The 19822-nt window shown below is 61.0% G+C and carries 16 protein-coding genes; 8 read left to right on the top strand and 8 right to left on the bottom strand.

What is annotated here, in order from left to right; translation table 11 throughout:
- Positions 1-79: 79 nt before the first annotated feature.
- The 8 genes from KVG88_RS08415 to KVG88_RS08450 all read right to left on the bottom strand — a co-directional run bounded on the left by KVG88_RS08415 (position 80) and on the right by KVG88_RS08450 (position 9548).
- Entirely contained in the window at positions 80-1081 is a 1002-nt protein-coding gene (locus KVG88_RS08415) for a response regulator (protein ID WP_150702034.1), read from the bottom strand.
- Positions 1082-1129: 48 nt separating this feature from the next.
- Entirely contained in the window at positions 1130-2140 is a 1011-nt protein-coding gene (locus KVG88_RS08420) for a chemotaxis response regulator protein-glutamate methylesterase (protein WP_150702033.1), read from the bottom strand.
- Positions 2137-4422: a hybrid sensor histidine kinase/response regulator gene (locus KVG88_RS08425; protein WP_217871066.1), complete on the bottom strand. Its 2286-nt coding sequence runs from the start codon at positions 4420-4422 to the stop codon at positions 2137-2139. Before KVG88_RS08425 ends, KVG88_RS08420 begins: the two co-directional genes overlap by 4 nt.
- Entirely contained in the window at positions 4419-5102 is a 684-nt protein-coding gene (locus tag KVG88_RS08430) for a chemotaxis protein CheW (RefSeq protein WP_217871067.1), read from the bottom strand. The genes KVG88_RS08425 and KVG88_RS08430 overlap by 4 nt, the downstream gene beginning before the upstream one ends.
- Entirely contained in the window at positions 5099-6370 is a 1272-nt protein-coding gene (locus KVG88_RS08435; RefSeq protein ID WP_217871068.1) for a CheR family methyltransferase, read from the bottom strand. Before KVG88_RS08435 ends, KVG88_RS08430 begins: the two co-directional genes overlap by 4 nt.
- Positions 6367-6903: a chemotaxis protein CheW gene (locus KVG88_RS08440; protein WP_217871069.1), complete on the bottom strand. Its 537-nt coding sequence runs from the start codon at positions 6901-6903 to the stop codon at positions 6367-6369. The genes KVG88_RS08435 and KVG88_RS08440 overlap by 4 nt, the downstream gene beginning before the upstream one ends.
- Positions 6903-8525, bottom strand: coding sequence for a methyl-accepting chemotaxis protein (locus KVG88_RS08445; protein WP_217871070.1), 1623 nt, complete (start codon positions 8523-8525; stop codon positions 6903-6905). The genes KVG88_RS08440 and KVG88_RS08445 overlap by 1 nt, the downstream gene beginning before the upstream one ends.
- A 300-nt stretch (positions 8526-8825) precedes the next feature.
- Positions 8826-9548 carry a tellurite resistance TerB family protein gene (locus KVG88_RS08450; RefSeq protein ID WP_217871071.1) on the bottom strand — a complete coding sequence of 241 codons (723 nt, stop codon included), beginning with the start codon at positions 9546-9548 and terminating at the stop codon, positions 8826-8828.
- Positions 9549-9724: 176 nt separating this feature from the next.
- Between KVG88_RS08450 and KVG88_RS08455 the strand changes: the two genes are divergently transcribed.
- The 8 genes from KVG88_RS08455 to KVG88_RS08490 all read left to right on the top strand — a co-directional run bounded on the left by KVG88_RS08455 (position 9725) and on the right by KVG88_RS08490 (position 19739).
- The gene (locus KVG88_RS08455; protein WP_150702026.1) at positions 9725-10639 is read left to right on the top strand and encodes a LysR family transcriptional regulator; all 915 of its coding nucleotides are present in this window, start codon (positions 9725-9727) and stop codon (positions 10637-10639) included.
- Positions 10640-10770: 131 nt separating this feature from the next.
- Complete coding sequence (locus KVG88_RS08460; protein ID WP_217871314.1) at positions 10771-12228, top strand: gamma-aminobutyraldehyde dehydrogenase; 1458 nt, start codon at positions 10771-10773, stop codon at positions 12226-12228.
- A gap of 83 nt (positions 12229-12311) precedes the next feature.
- Positions 12312-13463 carry a putative ABC transporter substrate-binding protein YdcS gene (ydcS, locus tag KVG88_RS08465; RefSeq protein WP_217871072.1) on the top strand — a complete coding sequence of 384 codons (1152 nt, stop codon included), beginning with the start codon at positions 12312-12314 and terminating at the stop codon, positions 13461-13463.
- Between the two features lie 195 nt (positions 13464-13658).
- Positions 13659-14696, top strand: a complete 1038-nt coding sequence (locus KVG88_RS08470; protein ID WP_217871073.1) for an ABC transporter ATP-binding protein — start codon at positions 13659-13661, stop codon at positions 14694-14696.
- Position 14697: 1 nt separating this feature from the next.
- Complete coding sequence (locus KVG88_RS08475; RefSeq protein ID WP_217871074.1) at positions 14698-15645, top strand: ABC transporter permease; 948 nt, start codon at positions 14698-14700, stop codon at positions 15643-15645.
- Positions 15635-16444, top strand: a complete 810-nt coding sequence (locus tag KVG88_RS08480; protein ID WP_150702022.1) for an ABC transporter permease — start codon at positions 15635-15637, stop codon at positions 16442-16444. The genes KVG88_RS08475 and KVG88_RS08480 overlap by 11 nt, the downstream gene beginning before the upstream one ends.
- 156 nt (positions 16445-16600) lie before the next feature.
- Positions 16601-18025 (top strand): gamma-aminobutyraldehyde dehydrogenase, encoded by a 1425-nt coding sequence (locus tag KVG88_RS08485; RefSeq protein ID WP_217871075.1) that lies wholly within the window; start codon positions 16601-16603, stop codon positions 18023-18025.
- Between the two features lie 229 nt (positions 18026-18254).
- Positions 18255-19739 (top strand): APC family permease, encoded by a 1485-nt coding sequence (locus tag KVG88_RS08490; protein WP_217871076.1) that lies wholly within the window; start codon positions 18255-18257, stop codon positions 19737-19739.
- Positions 19740-19822: the final 83 nt, after the last annotated feature.

Raw genomic sequence — 19822 nt, forward strand, 5'->3', positions numbered from 1 at the left:
TTTTGATGTTGCTTTTAATGGCGAAGATCAAAAGATCGCAGCCTTCGGCAGCTCCTACTGAGCGTGAGGTGTCACCCGATCAACCGATCCCCACCTGATTACGCCCATTGTGCTTCGCCAGGTACAACCCTTTGTCCGCCGCCGAGATCAACTCGCGGCAGTTGCTGCCGGCTTTCGGGGTGATGGTCGACAGGCCGATACTGATCGTCAGGCTTGAGCCTTCGGTCGGTGAGTTGTGCGGAATCTTCAAGGCCTCCACGGTCATGCGCAGCTTTTCCGCTACCAGTCGCGCGCCACCTTGAGAGGTGTTGGGCAGGACGAGGGCGAATTCTTCACCGCCGTAGCGCGCTGGCAGGTCCGACGGGCGGGCGCTGGCATCGCGGATCGCCGCAGCGACCTTGCGCAGGGCTTCATCACCTTCCAGGTGACCGAAGCTGTCGTTGTAGGACTTGAAGTAATCCACGTCGATCATCAGCAACGACAACTGGCTTTGCTCACGCAGCGAGCGCCGCCACTCCAGCTCCATGTACTCATCGAAGTGCCGGCGGTTCGACAGCCCGGTCAGGCCGTCGGAGTTCATCAGCCGTTGCAGCACCAGGTTGGTGTCAAGCAACTGCTGCTGGCTGACCCGCAACGCGCGGTAGGCCGCGTCCCGCTGCAACAAGGTCATGTAGGAACGCGAGTGATAGCGGATGCGCGCAACCAGTTCGATGTTGTCCGGCAGCTTGACCAGGTAATCGTTGGCCCCGGCTGCGAACGCTGCGCTCTTGATCAGCGGGTCTTCCTTGGTCGACAGGACGATGATCGGAATGTCCTTGGTCGCCGGATGATTGCGGTACTCACGCACCAGGCTCAGGCCATCAAGGCCCGGCATGACCAGATCCTGGAGGATCACCGTCGGCTTGATGCGCACCGCATGGGCGATGGCCTGGTGCGGGTCGGCACAGAAGTGGAAGTCGATGTTATCTTCGTTCGACAACCCGCGCCGTACCGCCTCGCCGATCATTGCCTGATCGTCCACCAACAACACCATGGCGGCATTTTCGTCAGTCTTGAAGTCGTCGAGCTGTAAATCATTCATGTGCGTTCACCTGAATACTGCTTGGGCCATGATTGCGGCTAAAGGTAGTCATTTTGGAAAAATCTCCAGCAATCGTGGCGCGATCTTTTCCAGCGGGCGGATTTCTACCGCCGCATCGATGGCAGCAGCCGCTTTCGGCATGCCGTACACCGCGCTGCTGTTTTGGTCCTGTGCGATGGTCAGGTAACCCTGCTGGCGCATGAGTTTAAGCCCCTGCGCACCATCACGCCCCATGCCGGTGAGCAAAACGCCGACCGCGTCACCGTTCCAGTAACTGGCCACACTCTCGAAAAACACATCGATCGAGGGCCTGTAGATTTCGTTGACCGGTTCAGCGGTGTAGGCCAGCGTGCCGTTTTTCAACAAGCGAATGTGATGATTGGTGCCGGCCAGCAGGACGGTGCCGCTTTGCGGCGGCTCGCCTTCCTGAGCCAAGCGAACATTGAGGCCGCTGGCGCTGCCGAGCCATTCGGCCATGCCGGCGGCAAACACCTGATCAACGTGCTGCACCAGCACGATGGCCGGGGAAAAGTTTCGAGGCAGCCCTTTGAGCAGGACTTCCAGCGCCGCCGGCCCGCCTGCGGATGAGCCGATGGCGATCAGGCTCTGGCGCGAACCGGAACTGCGTGCCGGACTCGGAGCAAGTCGTTCGCGATTGCCCTTGTCACCGATCAGCCAGCCGATGTTCATGATTTTGCGCAACAGCGGCGCCGCCGCTTCCTGGGCGTTGCCGGCCCCGATAGCAGGGGTATCGACCACGTCCAGGGCCCCATGGCCCATGGCTTCGAACACCCGATGCACATTTTGCTGACGATCGACCGTGACAATGACTATGGCGCACGGCGTTTCGGCCATGATCCGACGAGTCGCCTCCACGCCGTCCATCACCGGCATGATCAAATCCATCAGGATCAGGTCCGGGGTCTGTTCGGCACACAGCCGCACGGCTTCCTTGCCGTTGCCGGCCACCCAAATCACCTGGTGCGCCGGCTCGAAGGCGAGCGCCCGGCGCAAAGCCTCCACGGCCATGGGCATGTCGTTGACGATTGCGATTTTCATGCCCGCGCTCCTCCAATGAGCTCAACCACTGCATCAAGCAGGGCGTCATCATGAAAACTGGCTTTGGCTAGATAATAGTCGGCCCCAGCGTCCAGTCCACGACGACGGTCCTCTTCACGATCCTTGTAGGAGACCACCATCACCGGCAACGATTGCAGGCGATTATCGCGACGCAACAACGACACCAGTTCGATACCGTCCATGCGCGGCATATCGATGTCGGTGATCAGCAGGTCGAAATCTTCCGACCGCAACGCGTTCCAGCCGTCCATGCCGTCCACGGCCACTGCGACGTCATAGCCACGATTGAGCAGTAGTTTGCGTTGCAGTTCGCGCACGGTGAGCGAGTCATCGACCACCAAAATGCGCTTGCGAGCCGCTTCGGCCGCCTGATTGCTGTGGCGGGCAATACGCTCCAGGCGCCCGGTGTTGAGCAGTTTGTCCACCGACCGCAGCATGTCTTCGACGTCGACAATCAACACCACCGAGCCGTCATCGAGCAAGGCCCCGGCGGAAATGTCCTGAACCTTGCCCAAGCGCTCATCCAGCGGCAACACCACCAGTGTGCGCTCGCCGATAAAGCGTTCGACCGCGACCCCATAAATCGTATCGCGCTCGCGGATCACCACGACTTTCAAGGTTTGCTGATTACCCTGGCTCGCCGGGCGTTGCAGCAACTGACTGGCAGCGACCAGGCCCACGTGCCGGCCTTCATGCCAGAAGTGCTGGCGGCCTTCGACCTGAACGATGTCCGTCGTTTCCAGATCACGCATGCGTTCGATGTGCGCCAGCGGAAAGGCATAGGCTTCCTCACCGACTTCCACCACCAGACTGCGCACCACCGACAGGGTCAGCGGCACTTCCAGATGGAAACGACTGCCCTCGCCCGCCGTCTGTTCCAACACCACCGCACCGCGCAACTGGCGGACCATGTGCTGCACCGCATCCAGCCCGACACCTCGGCCGGAAACTTCGGTGACGGTGTCGCGCAGACTGAAACCCGGCAGGAACAGAAACGTCAGCAGTTCTTCTTCACTCAATTGCGCGGCGGTTTCGGCCGGGGACAACTGGCGTTCGATGATGCTGCGCCGGACCTTCTCCAGGTCGACACCGTTGCCGTCATCGCTGAGCTCCAGCACCAGCAATCCGGCCTGATGGGAAGCGCGCAGGCGGATCAGGCCTTCTTCCGGTTTGCCGGCCAACAGCCGTTGCTCCGGCGTTTCGATCCCATGGTCCACGGCATTGCGCAGCAGGTGCGTCAGGGGTGCTTCGAGTTTTTCCAGCACGTCGCGGTCGACCTGGGTTTTCTCGCCTTCGATCTCCAGCCGCACCTGCTTGCCGAGGCTGCGCCCCAGATCGCGGACCATGCGCACCTGACCGGTCAGCACATCGGCGAATGGCCGCATGCGACAGGCCAGCGCCGTGTCGTACAACACCTGTGCACGCTGGCTGGCCTGCCAGGCGAATTCATCCAGTTCGGCGTTCTTTTCCGCCAGCAACTGCTGGGATTCAGCCAGCAGGCGGCGGGCATCTTCGAGGGCTTCCTGGGCTTCCAGGCTCAGGGCGTGTTCCTTGAGATGAACATTGAGGTTTTCCAGCGCTCGCAGGCTGTTGTTCTGCATGCGCTTGAGGCGCTGCATGGTGGCCAGGTGCGGTTTAAGCCGCAGGGTTTCCACCAGGGATTTACTCGACAGATCGAGCAGGCTGTTCAGGCGCTCCGCGGTCACCCGCAGCACACGCTCACCGTTTTCAGTGGTGCGTTTGGTCTTTTTCGGCGAGGCCGGTGGCGCTTCGATGACCGGTTCCGCGACTTCGACTTTTGCCACGGGCGCTTCGAGCTGAAGCTCCGCCATGACCGAAGCGGCCGGCGCCATGGCCGGTACGACGGCCGCCGCAGGATCGAGTAAATGCGCCATCAACCCGACATAAGCTTCGATGTCCGCAGGCCCCGGCGCGTTGCCGGGAGTTGCGATGCGCATCAGCAGGTCCGTGCCTTGCAGCAACGCATCGATATGTTCCGGGCGCAGGTACAGCCGCCCTTCCTGGGCGCTGACCAGGCAATCCTCCATGACGTGGGCAACACTGACCCCGGCATCGACGCCGACTATTCGCGCGGCGCCCTTGAGCGAGTGCGCGGCGCGCATGCACGATTCAAGTTGATCGGCTTGGGTCGGGTCACGTTCCAGCGCCAACAAGCCTGCGCTCAATACCTGGGTCTGGGCTTCGGCTTCCAGGCTGAACAGCTCCAGCAAAGAGGCGTCGCGCATTTGCTCGGGGGTCATGTGAGGCTCCGGGTCACGGCGGACAATAGCTGTTCTTCATCCAGCCAACGCAGGCTGCGACCTTTGAATTGCAACACGCCTCGGGTGTATTTGGCATTGGCCTGATGGCCGGATTTCGAGGCGGCTTCGAGCAGGCGCTCGTCGATGGCGTGAATCCCGTCCACCTCGTCCACCGGCACCACCACCGGCCCACCATGGGCGGCGATGATCAGCATGCGCGGCATGACTCGCGCGCCCGTCGCCACACTGCTGACGCCGTCGAGCCCCAGCAACTCGACCAACGACAGGCACGCCACCAGCGCACCGCGCACGTTCGCCACGCCGAGCAAGGCCCGGGAGCGCTGGTGCGGCAAGGAGTGAATGGCTTGCATCGGCGCCACTTCCACCAGGCTGCGCGTCGCCAGCCCCAGCCATTCTTCGCCGAGACGGAACATCAACAGCGAGCGGGTTTTGACTTCGTTTTCCAGCGTGCCGACCACGTGATCACGGTCTTCCTGCTGCAATGCATAGCGATCGAGCAAGCGTGTCGCCGCAGCCGAATACACCGCGCAGTTGCGGCAATGAATGTGTTCGATCAACAACGGGCAGGACTTGTCGCCATGGATACCGATACGGTTCCAGCAATCATCGATGGCCTGGGCATCTTCATGGGTGACGCTAAAGGTGTCGGCGGCGATCATCGTTTACGCTCACTGTCAGCGGCGCGCTCGCTGCGGGCGGCGCGTTCCTGCAATCGTCTGGCTCCCGCCGTATCGCCCTGGGATTGCAGCAAGGCGGCCAGGTGCATCAATGCGTCGGGATGTTGCGGTTCGAGGTACAACGCCTTGCGGTAATAGCCCTGGGCTTCGAGGACACTGCCGGCGACATCGCTGAGCAGTCCCAACCAGTAAAACACCTGGGCCACCGGTTCGTGACTGCGTAGATAACGCTCGCACGCGGCGCGGGCTTCCGCGCTTTTACCTTCGTTGGCCAGCGCGGCGATGTTCGCCAGCAGCGTGGCCGCATCGGCAGTGCCCGGCCGCGGCGCCAGCGCAGTCGGCGTCGCACTGGCGAACGGGCGCCGGCTGACCGGTGGCGGTACGACCTTGCGCACCGGCGCCGGTATCGGCAATGGCGTGGGAAGGAATACTGGCAGCGGCTCCGGTTCCCCTGAAGGCTGACGGCTAAAGGCAAACGACTGCGGGATGCCGATCGAACGCATGCCCTGGCGCCCCAGCAGACTGCCCTCGGCAGGGCCGATAAACAGCACGCCGTCGACATGGGTCAGGCGCTTGAGCACTTCGAAAACCTGCTTCTGCGTGGCCAGATCGAAGTAGATCAGCAGATTGCGGCAGAACACAAAATCATAGGGCGACTCGTGGGCCAGCAACGCCGGATCGAGCAGGTTGCCGACCTGCAAACGGACTTGATCGAGCACTCGCGGGCTGAGGCGGTAACCGTCGCTATCGGCGGTGAAATGCCGGTCACGAAACGCAATGTCCTCACCGCGAAACGAATTTTTGCCGTACAGCGCGCGTCGGGCTTTTTCCACCGACAGCGGGCTGACATCCATGCCTTCGACCTTGAACTGGTGCGGCTTGAAGCCGGCATCCAACAGCGCCATGGCAATCGAATACGGTTCTTCGCCCGTGGAGCACGGCAGGCTAAGTATCCGCAGGGCACGCATGTTGTTGAGCTCGGCCAGCCGTTTGCTCGCCAGTTTCGCCAGGGTGGCGAAAGACTCCGGGTAACGGAAAAACCAGGTCTCGGGGACGATCACCGACTCAATCAGCGCCTGTTGCTCGTCGCTGGAACCCTGCAAAGTGCGCCAATACTCGTCAGCCGTCTGCGCCGCCAACGCTGCGCTGCGTTGACGCACCGCACGTTCGATGATCGCCGGGCCTACGGAGGTGACGTCGAGGCCGATGCGTTCCTTGAGGAAATCGAAAAATCGCTGATCGCTGCTCATGGCCGGTCCTCAAGCAGCGTCAAGTCCAGGGGTGGCGTCGGAAACAACAGCGCACGCACCGGCTCATCCAGCAGGTCGGCAACGCGGACCCATTGCAGCAGACCTTGCGCGTCTTCACGTACAGGCCCCAGATACGGCGCCTGGCGATTGTCCAGGCCATAAGGCTGAAACTCCGCAGGGTTGCAGCGCAAGGTGTCGGTGGCCTGCTCGAGAATCAACCCGAGCATTTTTGCCGGCGCACACTCATCCGGGCGGTAATGCACCAGCACCAGCCTTGTACTGGTGCGCGCCTGCGCCGCCGTGCCGAAAGTCAGCGCACTGAGGTCGATCACCGGCACCACCGCGCCACGATAGGCAAACACCCCGGCGACCCAGTGCGGCGCGTGGGCAATGGGTTTCAATGGCAGACGCGGCAGCACTTCCACCACTTCGATGGCCTGCAAGGCATAGCGCTCGCTGCCGATGCGAAACACCAGAAACAGCGCGTGCAACGCCTGCTTCACGGCAGTGCGTTTGGCCGTGAGTTCGCTCATCAGACTTTGAATCGCGAAACGCCGCTGCGCAGCCCGACGGCCACCTGGCTCAGTTCGTCGATGGCGAAACTGGCCTGGCGCAGGGATTCGACGGTCTGGCTGCTGGCATCGCCCAACTGCACCAGCGCATGGTTGATCTGTTCGGCGCCGGTGGCCTGGGCCTGCATGCCCTCGTTGACCATCAACACCCGCGGCGCCAGCGCCTGCACCTGATGGATGATCTGCGACAGTTGCTCGCCCACCTGCTGCACTTCGGACATGCCGCGACGTACTTCTTCGGAGAACTTGTCCATGCCCATCACACCGGCCGACACGGCCGATTGAATCTCGCGCACCATTTGTTCGATGTCATAGGTGGCCACGGCGGTCTGATCCGCCAGGCGTCGTACTTCGGTGGCAACCACGGCAAAACCGCGCCCGTATTCGCCGGCCTTTTCAGCTTCAATCGCGGCGTTGAGCGACAACAGGTTGGTCTGGTCGGCGACTTTGACGATGGTCACGACGACCTGGTTGATGTTGCCGGCCTTCTCGTTGAGGATTGCCAGTTTGGCGTTGACCAGGTCGGCCGCGCCCATCACCGAGTGCATGGTTTCTTCCATCCGCGCCAGGCCCTGTTGCCCGGAGCCGGCGGCCACCGAGGCCTGATCGGCAGCGGTGGAGACTTCGGTCATGGTGCGCACCAGATCGCGGGAAGTCGCCGCAATTTCACGAGACGTCGCGCCGATTTCAGTGGTGGTAGCCGCCGTTTCAGTGGCGGTGGCCTGTTGTTGCTTGGAGGTGGCGGCGATTTCGGTGACCGAGGTGGTGACCTGCACCGACGAGCGCTGGGCCTGGGATACCAAGGACGTGAGCTCGGTCATCATGTCGTTGAAGCCGGTTTCGACTGCGCCGAATTCGTCCTTGCGCTCCAGATTCAAACGGCTGCTGAGGTCGCCGGTGCGCATGATTTCGAGGATCCGCACGATGCGGTTCATCGGCGCCATGATGGCGCGCATCAGCAGCAGGCCACAGAGGGCGGCGGCCAGCACTGCCACCAGCAGGGAAATGCCCATGATGACTTTGGCTGTGACCACTGCATCGTCAATGGCCGCGATGTCCGCGTCCGCCACCGATTTGTTGTGACGCAGGATCTCATTGACCTTCATTCGGCCCGCTGTCCAGGCCGGGGTCAGTTCACCGTTGAACAGGCTGATGGCTTCAGCGTTCTGATTGCGTTTATGCAACTCGATCACTGCGGCCAGAATTCGGTGGTAGTCCTCGTGGATTTTTTCGAATGCGGCGTACTCGACCTTGTCTTCTTCGTCCGCAATCGTCCCACGGTAGAGGTCCATCTGTTCTTTCAGCCGCGCGGCGTAAGCCCTGAAATTTTCGGCGTCCTCGGCTTTGAAGCCCTGCCCGTCCTCCAGACCGAGCATGGCCTGAATGCGCAGATAGCTGTCAGACCACGCGCCACGAATCATCGAGCTGTAATACAACCCTGGCAGAGCATCCTCACGCACGCTGGCTTCGCTGCTTTCGATCTTCAACAGCCGGGAATACGAGACGACCACCATCAACAACATGATGGCGATAATTACCGCAAAGCTCGCCAAAATGCGTTGGCGCAACGTCCAGTTCTTCACAGTCAGTCCTCGGGGTATCTCGAAATGCGGGGAGTATAGCCGAGGGCGGTGTTTCATTTATAAGACGGTTGCGCGCCACTTCGCATCCCGCCGGAAAAAGCCGGGATGGGCTCTGGGTTGGGACTTTCCGTTAATTGAGGGGATGGGTGTTAGGGGCGATTCGGTAGAAAGGGACCGTGGAATGGTCATTGAGCAATTGAGTACTGCTTGAAAGATAAAAAGATCGCAGCCTGCGGCAGCTCCTACGAGTGGAAAACGATCCAATGTAGGAGCTGCCGCAGGCTGCGATCTTTTCTGAATTTACAGCGCTGCCTGGCGAACCTGCTTTTCAAGCTCCGCCTTCAAACCCGGCTCAAGCTTGAGCTGACGTGCCAGTTCATCGAGGTAGGACTTCTCCATGAAGCTCTCCTCATCCACCAGCATCACACTGGCGATGTACATCTCGGCAGCCATTTCCGGTGTGCTGGCGGCGCGGGCGACGTCGCTGGGGTCCAGCGGTTTGTTGAGTTCAGCGTGCAGCCAGTGCTGCAGCTCCTGATCGTTGTCGAGCTTGGTGAACTCGCCTTCGATCAACTCGCGCTCACGCTGGTCGATGTGCCCGTCAGCCTTGGCCGCCGCCACCAGCGCCTTGAGAATCGCCTGGCTGTGTTGCTCGACTTGCGCTGCCGGCAATCGATCAAGGGTCTGCGGTTCGGTTTTCGGCGCAGAGCCTTGCTGGGCCTGCCAGTTGCCGTAGGCCTTGTAGGCAATCACGCCCAAAGCAGCCAGGCCGCCGTAGACCGCGACCTTGCCGCCGACCTTGCGCGCCTTCTTGTTGCCCAGCAGCAGGCCCATCGCCCCGGCAGCCAAAGCACCGCCACCCGCGCCGGAAAGCAGGCTGCCAAGACCGCCCGAGCCACCGTTACCGCCGAGCAACCCGCCCAGAGCGCCACCGGACGCCTTGTTCTGCGTCCCGCCTGCCTTGTTTTGCAACATGTCCTGGCCGGATTTAAGGAGTTGGTCGAGCAATCCACGGGTGTTCATTTTTCGTCTCCACTAAAAGGTTTAACCGAACCTTGAGGCCACCAGCCTAGATCGAAAGTGCCGCAACCCGGCGAGCGAGAGTGCTTCCAGATGTTGCTCCAAGGCAGCATGCCTTTCGTAAAAATGGATATACACTCGGAGCCATCTATAAAAAACGCCCACCGGGTACGCCCCTCATGATGACCCTGCGTCAAATCCGTCATTTCATCGCCGTGGCTGAAACCGGCTCGATCTCTGCCGCTGCGCAAACCGCGTTCATTTCCCAATCGACCCTGACCCTGGCGATCCAGCAACTGGAAGAAGAGATCGGCGTCAGCCTGTTCAATCGCCACGCCAAGGGCATGACCCTGACGCATCAGGGTCATCAGTTCCTGCGTCAGGCGCACTTGATTCTGGCCACAGTGGATAACGCCAAGCGCAGCCTGCAACAGAGCACCGATCAGGTGGCTGGGCAGTTGATTGTCGGAGTGACCAGCCTGGTCGCCGGTTATTACCTGGCGGATTTGCTCACCCGTTTCCAGCGCGCCTACCCCAACGTGGAAATTCGCGTGATGGAAGACGAGCGCCCGTACATCGAGCATTTGCTGGTCAGCGGCGAGATCGATGTCGGCGTTCTTATTCTCTCCAACCTCGAAGACCGCCACGCCTTGCAGACCGAAGTGCTGACCCACTCGCCCCATCGGCTATGGCTGCCGGCCCAGCATCCGCTGCTGGAACACGACAGCATCAACCTCGCCGACGTAACCCGCGAGCCGTTGATTCAACTGAATGTCGATGAAATGGACCGCAATGCCCAGCGCATGTGGGCGGCTGCGTCGTTGCAACCGCGCATCACATTGCGCACGGCGTCGACCGAAGCGGTGCGAAGCCTGGTGGCGGCAGGCTTAGGTGTTTCGATTCAACCGGACATGACCTATCGCCCGTGGTCGCTGGAGGGCGACATCATTGAAGCACGACCGATTGCCGACCTGAGCCAGACCCTCGACGTCGGCCTGGCCTGGCGTCGTGGCACCGCACGCCCGGCGCTGGTCGACCCGTTTTTGACCGTTGCGCGGGAACAACCCCATGGCGGTCGCAAGCCATCTATTTAATCGAACGCCACCTTCAGTATTTAGTATTTGTCGACCTCGGGGCCGAGCACTAGTCTTGCTGCATCTATATAAGACGGCCAGCCCCAGTCACAGGGAGCAACATGGCCACACAAGAAAAGAGAACCCGAAAAATGGCTGGCGCGCAGACCCCGTTGTTCACCGCATTGTTGATCGATGGTGAATTAGTCGCCGGGCAAGGCTGTGCCGAACCGATCATCAATCCGGCCACCGGCGAGGTCCTGACACAAATCGCCGAAGCCAGCACCGAGCAAGTCGAAGCCGCCATCCTCGCCGCCCACCGCGCCTTTGCCGGTTGGTCACGGACCACGCCTCAGCAGCGCTCGAACCTGCTGTTGGACATCGCCAACGCCATCGAAAAAAATGCCGACCTGCTCGCCCGCCTCGAAGCCCTGAACTGTGGCAAGCCGCTGCACCTGGCCCGCCAGGACGACCTGAGCGCCACGGTCGACGTGTTCCGTTTCTTCGCCGGTGCCGTGCGTTGCCAGACCGGCCAGCTCAGTGGCGAATACCTGCCGGGCTACACCAGCATGGTCCGTCGCGATCCGATTGGCGTGGTCGCGTCGATCGCGCCGTGGAACCACCCGATCATGATGGCCGCGTGGAAAATCGCCCCGGCCCTGGCGGCCGGCAATACGCTGGTGTTCAAGCCTTCGGAACACACGCCGCTGTCGATCCTGGCTCTGGCCCCGGCGCTGGCCGAAATCCTGCCACGCGGCGTCATCAACATTGTTTGCGGTGGTGGTGAAGGCGTCGGCAGCCATTTGGTCAGTCATCCTAAAGTGCGGATGGTGTCGCTGACCGGCGATATCGTCACCGGGCAGAAAATCCTTCAGGCTGCCGCCAAAACCCTCAAGCGCACCCACCTCGAACTCGGCGGCAAAGCCCCGGTGATCGTCTGCAACGATGCCGACATTCAAGCGGTCGTCGAAGGCGTGCGCACTTACGGTTACTACAACGCCGGGCAGGATTGCACCGCCGCGTGCCGGGTTTATGCACAGGCCGGAATTCACGACCGTCTGGTGGCCGAACTCGGCGCTGCCGTCAGCAGCCTGCGTTTCGCCGGCAAGCGTGATGCCGACAACGAAATCGGCCCACTGATCAGCACTCGCCAGCGTGACCGCGTGGCCAGTTTCGTCGAACGCGCATTGGGCCAACCGCACATCGAACGCGTGACCGGCGCGGCAGTGCATTCCGGTGCCGGGTTCTTTTACCAGCCGACGTTACTGGCCGGTTGCAAGCAGAGCGATGAAATCGTCCAGCGCGAAGTGTTCGGGCCGGTGGTCACCGTGACCCGCTTCGACGAACTGGAACAAGCGGTGGATTGGGCCAACGATTCGGAATACGGCCTGGCCTCGTCGGTCTGGACCCAGAATCTCGACAAGGCGATGCAGGTCGCCGCGCGATTGCAGTATGGCTGCACCTGGATCAACAGCCATTTCATGCTGGTCAGCGAAATGCCCCACGGCGGCTTGAAGCGCTCGGGTTACGGCAAAGACCTGTCCAGCGATTCGCTCCAGGACTACAGCGTGGTGCGGCACATCATGGCGCGCCACGGGCAACATCTCTGACTACGCTAATAACAAGCCGCTAACGGCATGCTTCACCACGTTCACAACTGCCCCGACCATAATTTAAAGAAGAGGGAATCCCCATGTTCGTGCACAAGACCGCACTGCTCAGTGCAATCACCACCGCGCTGCTGGCCAGTGCCAGTGTCCAGGCCGCCGAGCCGCTGAAGGCTGTCGGGGCGGGCGAAGGCCAATTGGATATCGTGGCGTGGCCGGGCTACATCGAACGTGGCGAAAGCGACAAGGCCTACGACTGGGTGACCGGTTTCGAGAAAGAAACCGGCTGCAAGGTCAATGTGAAAACCGCCGCGACCTCCGACGAGATGGTCAGCCTGATGGCCAAGGGTGGTTACGACCTGGTGACGGCGTCGGGTGATGCATCCCTGCGTTTGATCGGCGGCAAGCGTGTGCAGCCAATCAACACGGCGCTGATTCCGAACTGGAAAAACCTCGATCCGCGCCTGAAAGATGCGCCGTGGTACGTGGTCAACAACCAGACCTACGGCACCCCGTACCAGTGGGGACCGAACGTGCTGATGTACAACACCAACGTATTCAAGACTGCGCCTACTAGCTGGGGTGTGTTGTTCAACGCGGAAAACCTGCCGGACGGCAAACCGAACAAGGGCCGCGTGCAGGCCTATGACGGCCCTATCTATATCGCTGATGCGGCGCTGTACCTCAAATCGGCCAAACCGGAACTTGGCATCCAGAACCCTTACGAACTGACCGAAGCCCAGTACAAAGCTGTGCTTGATCTGCTGCGCGCCCAACAGCCTTTGATCCATCGCTACTGGCACGACACCACCGTGCAGATGAGTGACTTCAAGAACGAAGGCGTGGTCGCGTCCGGCGCCTGGCCGTATCAGGTCAACGGTCTGGTGAACGAGAAACAGCCGATCGCTTCGACTATCCCGAAAGAAGGCGCCACTGGCTGGGCCGATACCACCATGTTGCACGCCGAGGCCAAGCACCCGAACTGTGCCTACAAATGGATGGACTGGTCGCTGCAACCGAAAGTCCAGGGTGACGTAGCCGCGTGGTTCGGATCGTTGCCAGCCGTGCCGGCGGCGTGCAAGGAGAGCGAACTGCTCGGCGCCGAAGGCTGCAAGACCAACGGCTTCGACCAGTTCGACAAGATCGCTTTCTGGAAAACCCCGCAGGCTGAAGGCGGCAAGTTCGTGCCGTACAGCCGCTGGACCCAGGATTACATCGCGATCATGGGTGGCAGGTAAGCCCTCTCAGATAAAAAGATCGCAGCCTTCGGCAGCTCCTACGCCGATTGCGAGCACCGAAGATGCGGCGTCTTCTGCAAATCCTGTAGGAGCTGCCGCAGGCTGCGATCTTTTAACAGACGATTCAGTTTCAGATTTTTCAGAAGTCCAGGCAGGGCCGCTGCGACGGCCCTCGCCTTTTTGGAGCACCGCATCATGACGCTTGCAGTCCAGTTCACTAACGTTTCCCGTCTATTCGGCGAAGTGAAAGCCGTAGACCGGGTTTCCATCGACATCCAGGACGGCGAGTTTTTCTCCATGCTGGGGCCTTCCGGCTCGGGCAAAACCACCTGTTTGCGCCTGATCGCCGGTTTCGAACAGCCGAGTGCAGGCTCCATCCGTATTCATGGCGAAGAGGCCGCAGGCCTGCCGCCGTACCAGCGTGACGTGAACACCGTGTTCCAGGATTACGCGCTGTTCCCGCACATGAACGTTCGCGACAACATCGCCTACGGCTTGAAAGTCAAAGGTGTCGCCAAGGCCGAACGCCTCAAGCGCGCCGCAGAAGCGCTCGACATGGTCGCCCTCGGCGGCTACGGCGAGCGCAAGCCGGTGCAACTCTCCGGTGGTCAGCGCCAGCGGGTGGCCCTGGCCCGCGCGCTGGTCAACCGTCCTCGCGTACTGCTGCTCGACGAACCACTCGGCGCGCTGGATTTGAAACTGCGTGAGCAAATGCAGAGTGAATTGAAGAAGCTGCAACGCCAGCTCGGCATCACCTTCATCTTCGTCACCCATGACCAGACCGAAGCGTTGTCGATGTCCGACCGCGTGGCCGTGTTCAACAAGGGGCGCATCGAACAGGTCGACACCCCGCGCAACCTGTACATGAAACCGGCGACCACCTTCGTCGCTGAGTTCGTCGGTACATCCAACGTGATTCGCGGTGACCTGGCCAAGCAGTTGAGCGGCAACCCGCAGCCGTTTTCGATTCGCCCGGAACACGTACGCTTCGCCGAAGGTCCGCTGGCCAGCCACGAGATCGAAGTCAGCGGTCTGCTGCACGACATCCAGTATCAGGGCAGCGCCACCCGCTACGAACTAAAGCTGGAAAACGGCCAGACCCTGAACATCAGCCAGGCCAACAATCAGTGGATCGACAGCAGCGCGCAACACCAGACCGGACAGCGCCTGAGCGCACGCTGGGCACGCGAAGCGATGGTCCAGTTGCACGACACCGTTGCCGGTGGGGTGTGACATGAACACCTTGGCCATTTCTCAAACCTCATCGGGCGGTTCGCCGTTGCGCAGGTTTTCCAACCTGTTGTATCGCCGGCCGAACCTGTACCTGTCGATGCTGCTGGTGCCGCCGCTGCTGTGGTTCGGCGCGATTTATCTGGGCTCACTGCTGATGTTGTTGTGGCAAGGTTTCTACACCTTCGACGACTTCACCATGACGGTCACCCCGGACCTGACCCTGGCCAACTTCGCCGCACTGTTCCAGCCATCTAACTTCGACATCATCCTGCGCACCCTGAGCATGGCCATTGTCGTGTCGATCGCCAGCGCCATCGTCGCGTTCCCGATTGCCTACTACATGGCGCGCTACACCACCGGCAAGACCAAGGCGTTTTTCTACATCGCGGTGATGATGCCGATGTGGGCCAGTTACATCGTCAAGGCCTACGCCTGGACGCTGCTGCTGGCCAAGGGCGGCGTGGCGCAGTGGTTCGTTCAGCACTTGGGGCTGGAGCCGGTTTTGCAGTTTGTGCTGGGCATTCCGGGGGTCGGTGGTAGTACCTTGTCGACCTCGCACCTGGGGCGTTTCATGGTGTTCGTCTACATCTGGCTGCCGTTCATGATCCTGCCGATCCAGGCCTCGCTGGAGCGCTTGCCGCCGTCGCTGCTGCAAGCTTCCGCCGACCTCGGTGCCAAGCCGCGCCAGACCTTCATGCAAGTGATTCTGCCGCTGTCGATTCCGGGGATTGCCGCCGGGTCGATCTTCACTTTCTCGCTTACCTTGGGCGACTTCATCGTGCCGCAACTCGTCGGCCCACCGGGTTACTTCGTCGGCAGCATGGTGTACGCCCAGCAAGGCGCCATCGGCAACATGCCAATGGCCGCCGCGTTCACGCTGGTGCCGATCGTGCTGATCGCCATCTACCTGTCCATCGTCAAACGACTGGGGGCCTTCGATGCACTCTGAAAAGGCTTCACTGGGTCTGAAAATCGCAGCCTGGGGCGGGTTGGTGTTCCTGCATTTCCCGATCCTGATCATCTTCCTGTACGCCTTCAACACCGAAGACGCGGCGTTCAGCTTTCCGCCCAAGGGTTTCACCTTGAAGTGGATCGGCGTGGCGTTCTCGCGGCCGGACGTATTGGAAGCGATCAAGCTGTCGTTGCAGATCGCCTCGATTGCCACGCTGATCGCCATGGTGCTCGGCACGCTGGCGTCGGCGGCGTTGTATCGCCGGGACTTCTTCGGCAAGCAAGGCATCTCGCTGATGTTGATCCTGCCCATCGCGCTGCCGGGGATCATCACCGGGATCGCGTTGCTGGCGACCTTCAAGACATTGGGCATCGAACCGGGGATGTTCACCATCATCGTCGGCCACGCGACCTTCTGTGTGGTGATCGTCTACAACAACGTCATCGCCCGCTTGCGCCGCACCTCGCACAGCTTGATCGAGGCTTCGATGGACCTCGGCGCCGACGGCTGGCAGACGTTCCGCTACATCATCCTGCCGAATCTCGGTTCGGCGTTGCTGGCTGGCGGCATGTTGGCGTTCGCGCTGTCGTTCGATGAAATCATCGTCACCACCTTCACCGCCGGCCATGAACGCACCTTGCCGCTGTGGCTGCTCAACCAGCTCAGCCGCCCACGGGATGTACCGGTGACCAACGTCGTGGCGATGCTGGTGATGATGGTGACCATGCTGCCGATTCTGGGTGCCTATTACCTGACGCGGGGTGGTGAGAGCGTGGCGGGTAGCGGCGGGAAATAACTGACACCTCATTACCCCTGTAGGAGCTGCCGAAGGCTGCGATCTTTTGATTTTGTTTTTTTGAAGTTAAAGATCAAAAGATCGCAGCCTTCGGCAGCTCCTACAGGGACCGGTTTCCACAGAGAAAAAAACAACAGTTCCAAGGGGACACATGCCATGCAAACCCAACTCTTGATCAACGGCCAACTGCTCGACGGCGAAGGCCCCGCCCAACCCGTATTCAACCCGGCGCTGGGCCGCGTGCTGGTGGAAATCAACGAAGCCAGCGAAGCCCAGGTCGATGCTGCCGTACGCGCCGCCGATGCCGCGTTCGACGGCTGGTCGCAAACCCCGCCTAAAGATCGCTCGCTGTTGCTGCTCAAGCTCGCCGACGCCATCGAGGCTCACGGCGAAGAGCTGGCCAAACTCGAATCGGACAACTGCGGAAAACCCTACAGCGCCGCGCTGAACGACGAGATCCCGGCGATTGCCGACGTGTTCCGTTTCTTCGCCGGCGCCAGCCGTTGCATGAGCGGTTCGGCCGGTGGTGAATACCTGCCGGGCCACACCTCGATGATCCGCCGCGACCCGGTGGGCGTGATCGCTTCCATCGCACCGTGGAACTACCCGCTGATGATGGTCGCCTGGAAAATCGCCCCGGCCCTCGCCGCCGGCAACACGGTCGTGCTCAAACCGTCAGAACAAACCCCGTTGACGGCCCTGCGCCTGGCGCAGTTGGCGTCGGAGATTTTCCCGGCTGGCGTACTCAATTTGGTGTTCGGTCGTGGCCCTACGGTCGGCAGCCCATTGGTCACTCACCCGAAAGTGCGCATGGTGTCGCTGACCGGTTCGATCGCCACCGGTTCGAACATCATTTCCAGCACCGCCGACACCGTCAAACGCATGCACATGGAACTCGGCGGCAAGGCCCCGGTGATCATCTTCGACGACGCCGATATCGATGCCGCCGTCGAAGGCATCCGCACTTTCGGTTTCTACAACGCCGGGCAAGACTGCACCGCTGCCTGCCGCATCTACGCCCAGGAAGGTATCTACGACAAGTTCGTCGAGAAGCTCGGCGCGGCGGTCAGCAGCATCAAGTACGGCTTGCAGGATGATCCGGCCACCGAGCTCGGCCCGCTGATCACCGCGCAACACCGCGACCGCGTGGCCGGTTTCGTCGAGCGCGCCGTGGCGCAGCCGCACATTCGCCTGATCACGGGCGGTAAGGCGGTTGAAGGCAATGGTTTCTTCTTCGAACCCACGGTGCTGGCCGACGCACAACAGGACGACGAAATCGTCCGCCGCGAGGTGTTCGGGCCAGTGGTCTCGGTGACCAAGTTCACCGATGAAGCGCAGGTGCTGGGCTGGGCCAACGATTCGGACTACGGGCTCGCCTCTTCGGTGTGGACCGCCGACGTCGGCCGCGCCCATCGACTTTCGGCGCGCTTGCAATACGGCTGCACCTGGGTGAACACGCACTTCATGCTCGTTAGCGAAATGCCTCACGGTGGTCAGAAATTGTCCGGGTATGGCAAGGACATGTCCATGTATGGGCTGGAGGATTACACCGTTGTGCGGCATGTGATGTTCAAGCATTAACCGCAAAAAAGATCGCAGCCTGCGGCAGCTCCTACAAAGAGCGCCGTACTTCCTGTAGGAGCTGCCGCAGGCTGCGATCTTTTCAGCAGACACACGGATGATGTCGGCGATACACACCAAGGATTCACCGCAACTCAAATAACAATAACCACCGATCCTGGCGGCGCTGCCAAAGCCCCGCCACGGTTTCGGACATCCGAAATCTGCCGATTTTCCGGAGCAAACACACATGAGTGCATCACCCGATCTCTCTGCAGCCGTTGCCGACAGCGACGCCGAGCAACTACGCAAACTGGGTTACACCTCCAACTTCAATCGCAGCATGAGCCTGTGGGAAAACTTCGCGCTGGGCTTCACTTATCTGTCTCCGGTCGTAGGGGTTTATACCCTCTTCGGCCTGTGCCTCGCCGCTGGCGGCCCACCGATGTTCTGGGCTTATTTGCTGGTCGGTTGCGGTCAGTTGCTGGTGTGCCTGATCTTCGGTGAAGTGGTCTCGCAGTTCCCGATTTCTGGCGGCGTGTACCCATGGGCTCGCCGTTTGGTGGGCAAACGCTGGGCGTGGATGGTCGGCTGGATCTACTCCATCGCCCTGTGCGTGACCATCGCCGCCGTTGCGGTTGGCGCCGGTCCGTACCTGGCCGCCATGCTCGGTTTTGAACCGAGCAACAACACCAACATCGTCATCGCCCTGGTGCTGACGCTGTTCGCCACCCTGGTTAACCTCAGCGGCACCAAAGTGCTGGCGCGCATCGCCATGTTCGGCTTCCTTTGCGAACTGGTCGGTGCCGTAATCGTTGGCGTTTACCTGCTGGTTTTCGAGCGTCATCAACCGATCAGCGTGTTGTTCAACACCTTCGACATCAGCGTCAACGGCTCGTACCTGCCGGCCTTCCTCACCGCATCGCTGGCAGGGATGTTCCTGTACTACGGTTTCGAGGCCTGCGGTGACGTAGCCGAAGAAACCCCGAACCCGAGCAAGCAAATTCCGATTGCCATGCGCATGACCATCTACATCGGCGGCATCGCGGCGATGTTCGCTTGTCTCGCGCTGATCCTCGCCGTGCCGGACATGCAAGCGGTGATCAATGGCACCGACAAGGACCCGGTCGGCACCATTCTCAACAATGCCTTCGGCCCGGTCGGCTCGAAAATGGTGATGGGCGTGGTGATGATTTCCTTCATCTCCTGCGTCATCAGCCTGCAAGCGGCGGCGAGTCGGCTGCTGTATTCCTACGCTCGCGACGAAATGGTCATCGGCAGCCGACTGCTGAAAAAGATTTCTCCTACAACTCAAGTCCCGGTTGCTGCCCTATTCGTCTCCGGCGTCCTGCCGGCGCTGATCATCATCCTCGGCTTCTTCCTGCAAGACGCCGTGGCCACCATCGTCAGCTTCGCCGCCATCGGCATCTACCTGGCCTTCCAGATGATCGTCCTCGCCGCACTCTACGCACGTCTCAAAGGCTGGAAACCGAGCGGCAAATTCACCCTTGGCGCCTGGGGCTGGCCCGTCAACCTCGGCGCGCTGGTCTACGGCGTCGGCGCCATCATCAACATGGCCTGGCCGCGTACACCGGATGCCGCGTGGTACATCAACTATGCCATGGTGCTGAGCACGGCCATCGTGATTGGCCTGGGGCTGCTTTATATGTGGATTGCCAAACCGTATGACCACGGTACGGCGCCTGCGGGGGATGCCTGGAAGGTTGGTCGGTAGGGTCTTGGAGCCCCACCCTTAGTCAGCGAAATGTAGCAGCTGGCGCAGCCTGCGTTCCGCTGCGCAGCAGTCGTGACATCAGA

The organism is Pseudomonas azerbaijanoccidentalis (assembly GCF_019145495.1).
Lineage (GTDB): Bacteria > Pseudomonadota > Gammaproteobacteria > Pseudomonadales > Pseudomonadaceae > Aquipseudomonas > Aquipseudomonas azerbaijanoccidentalis.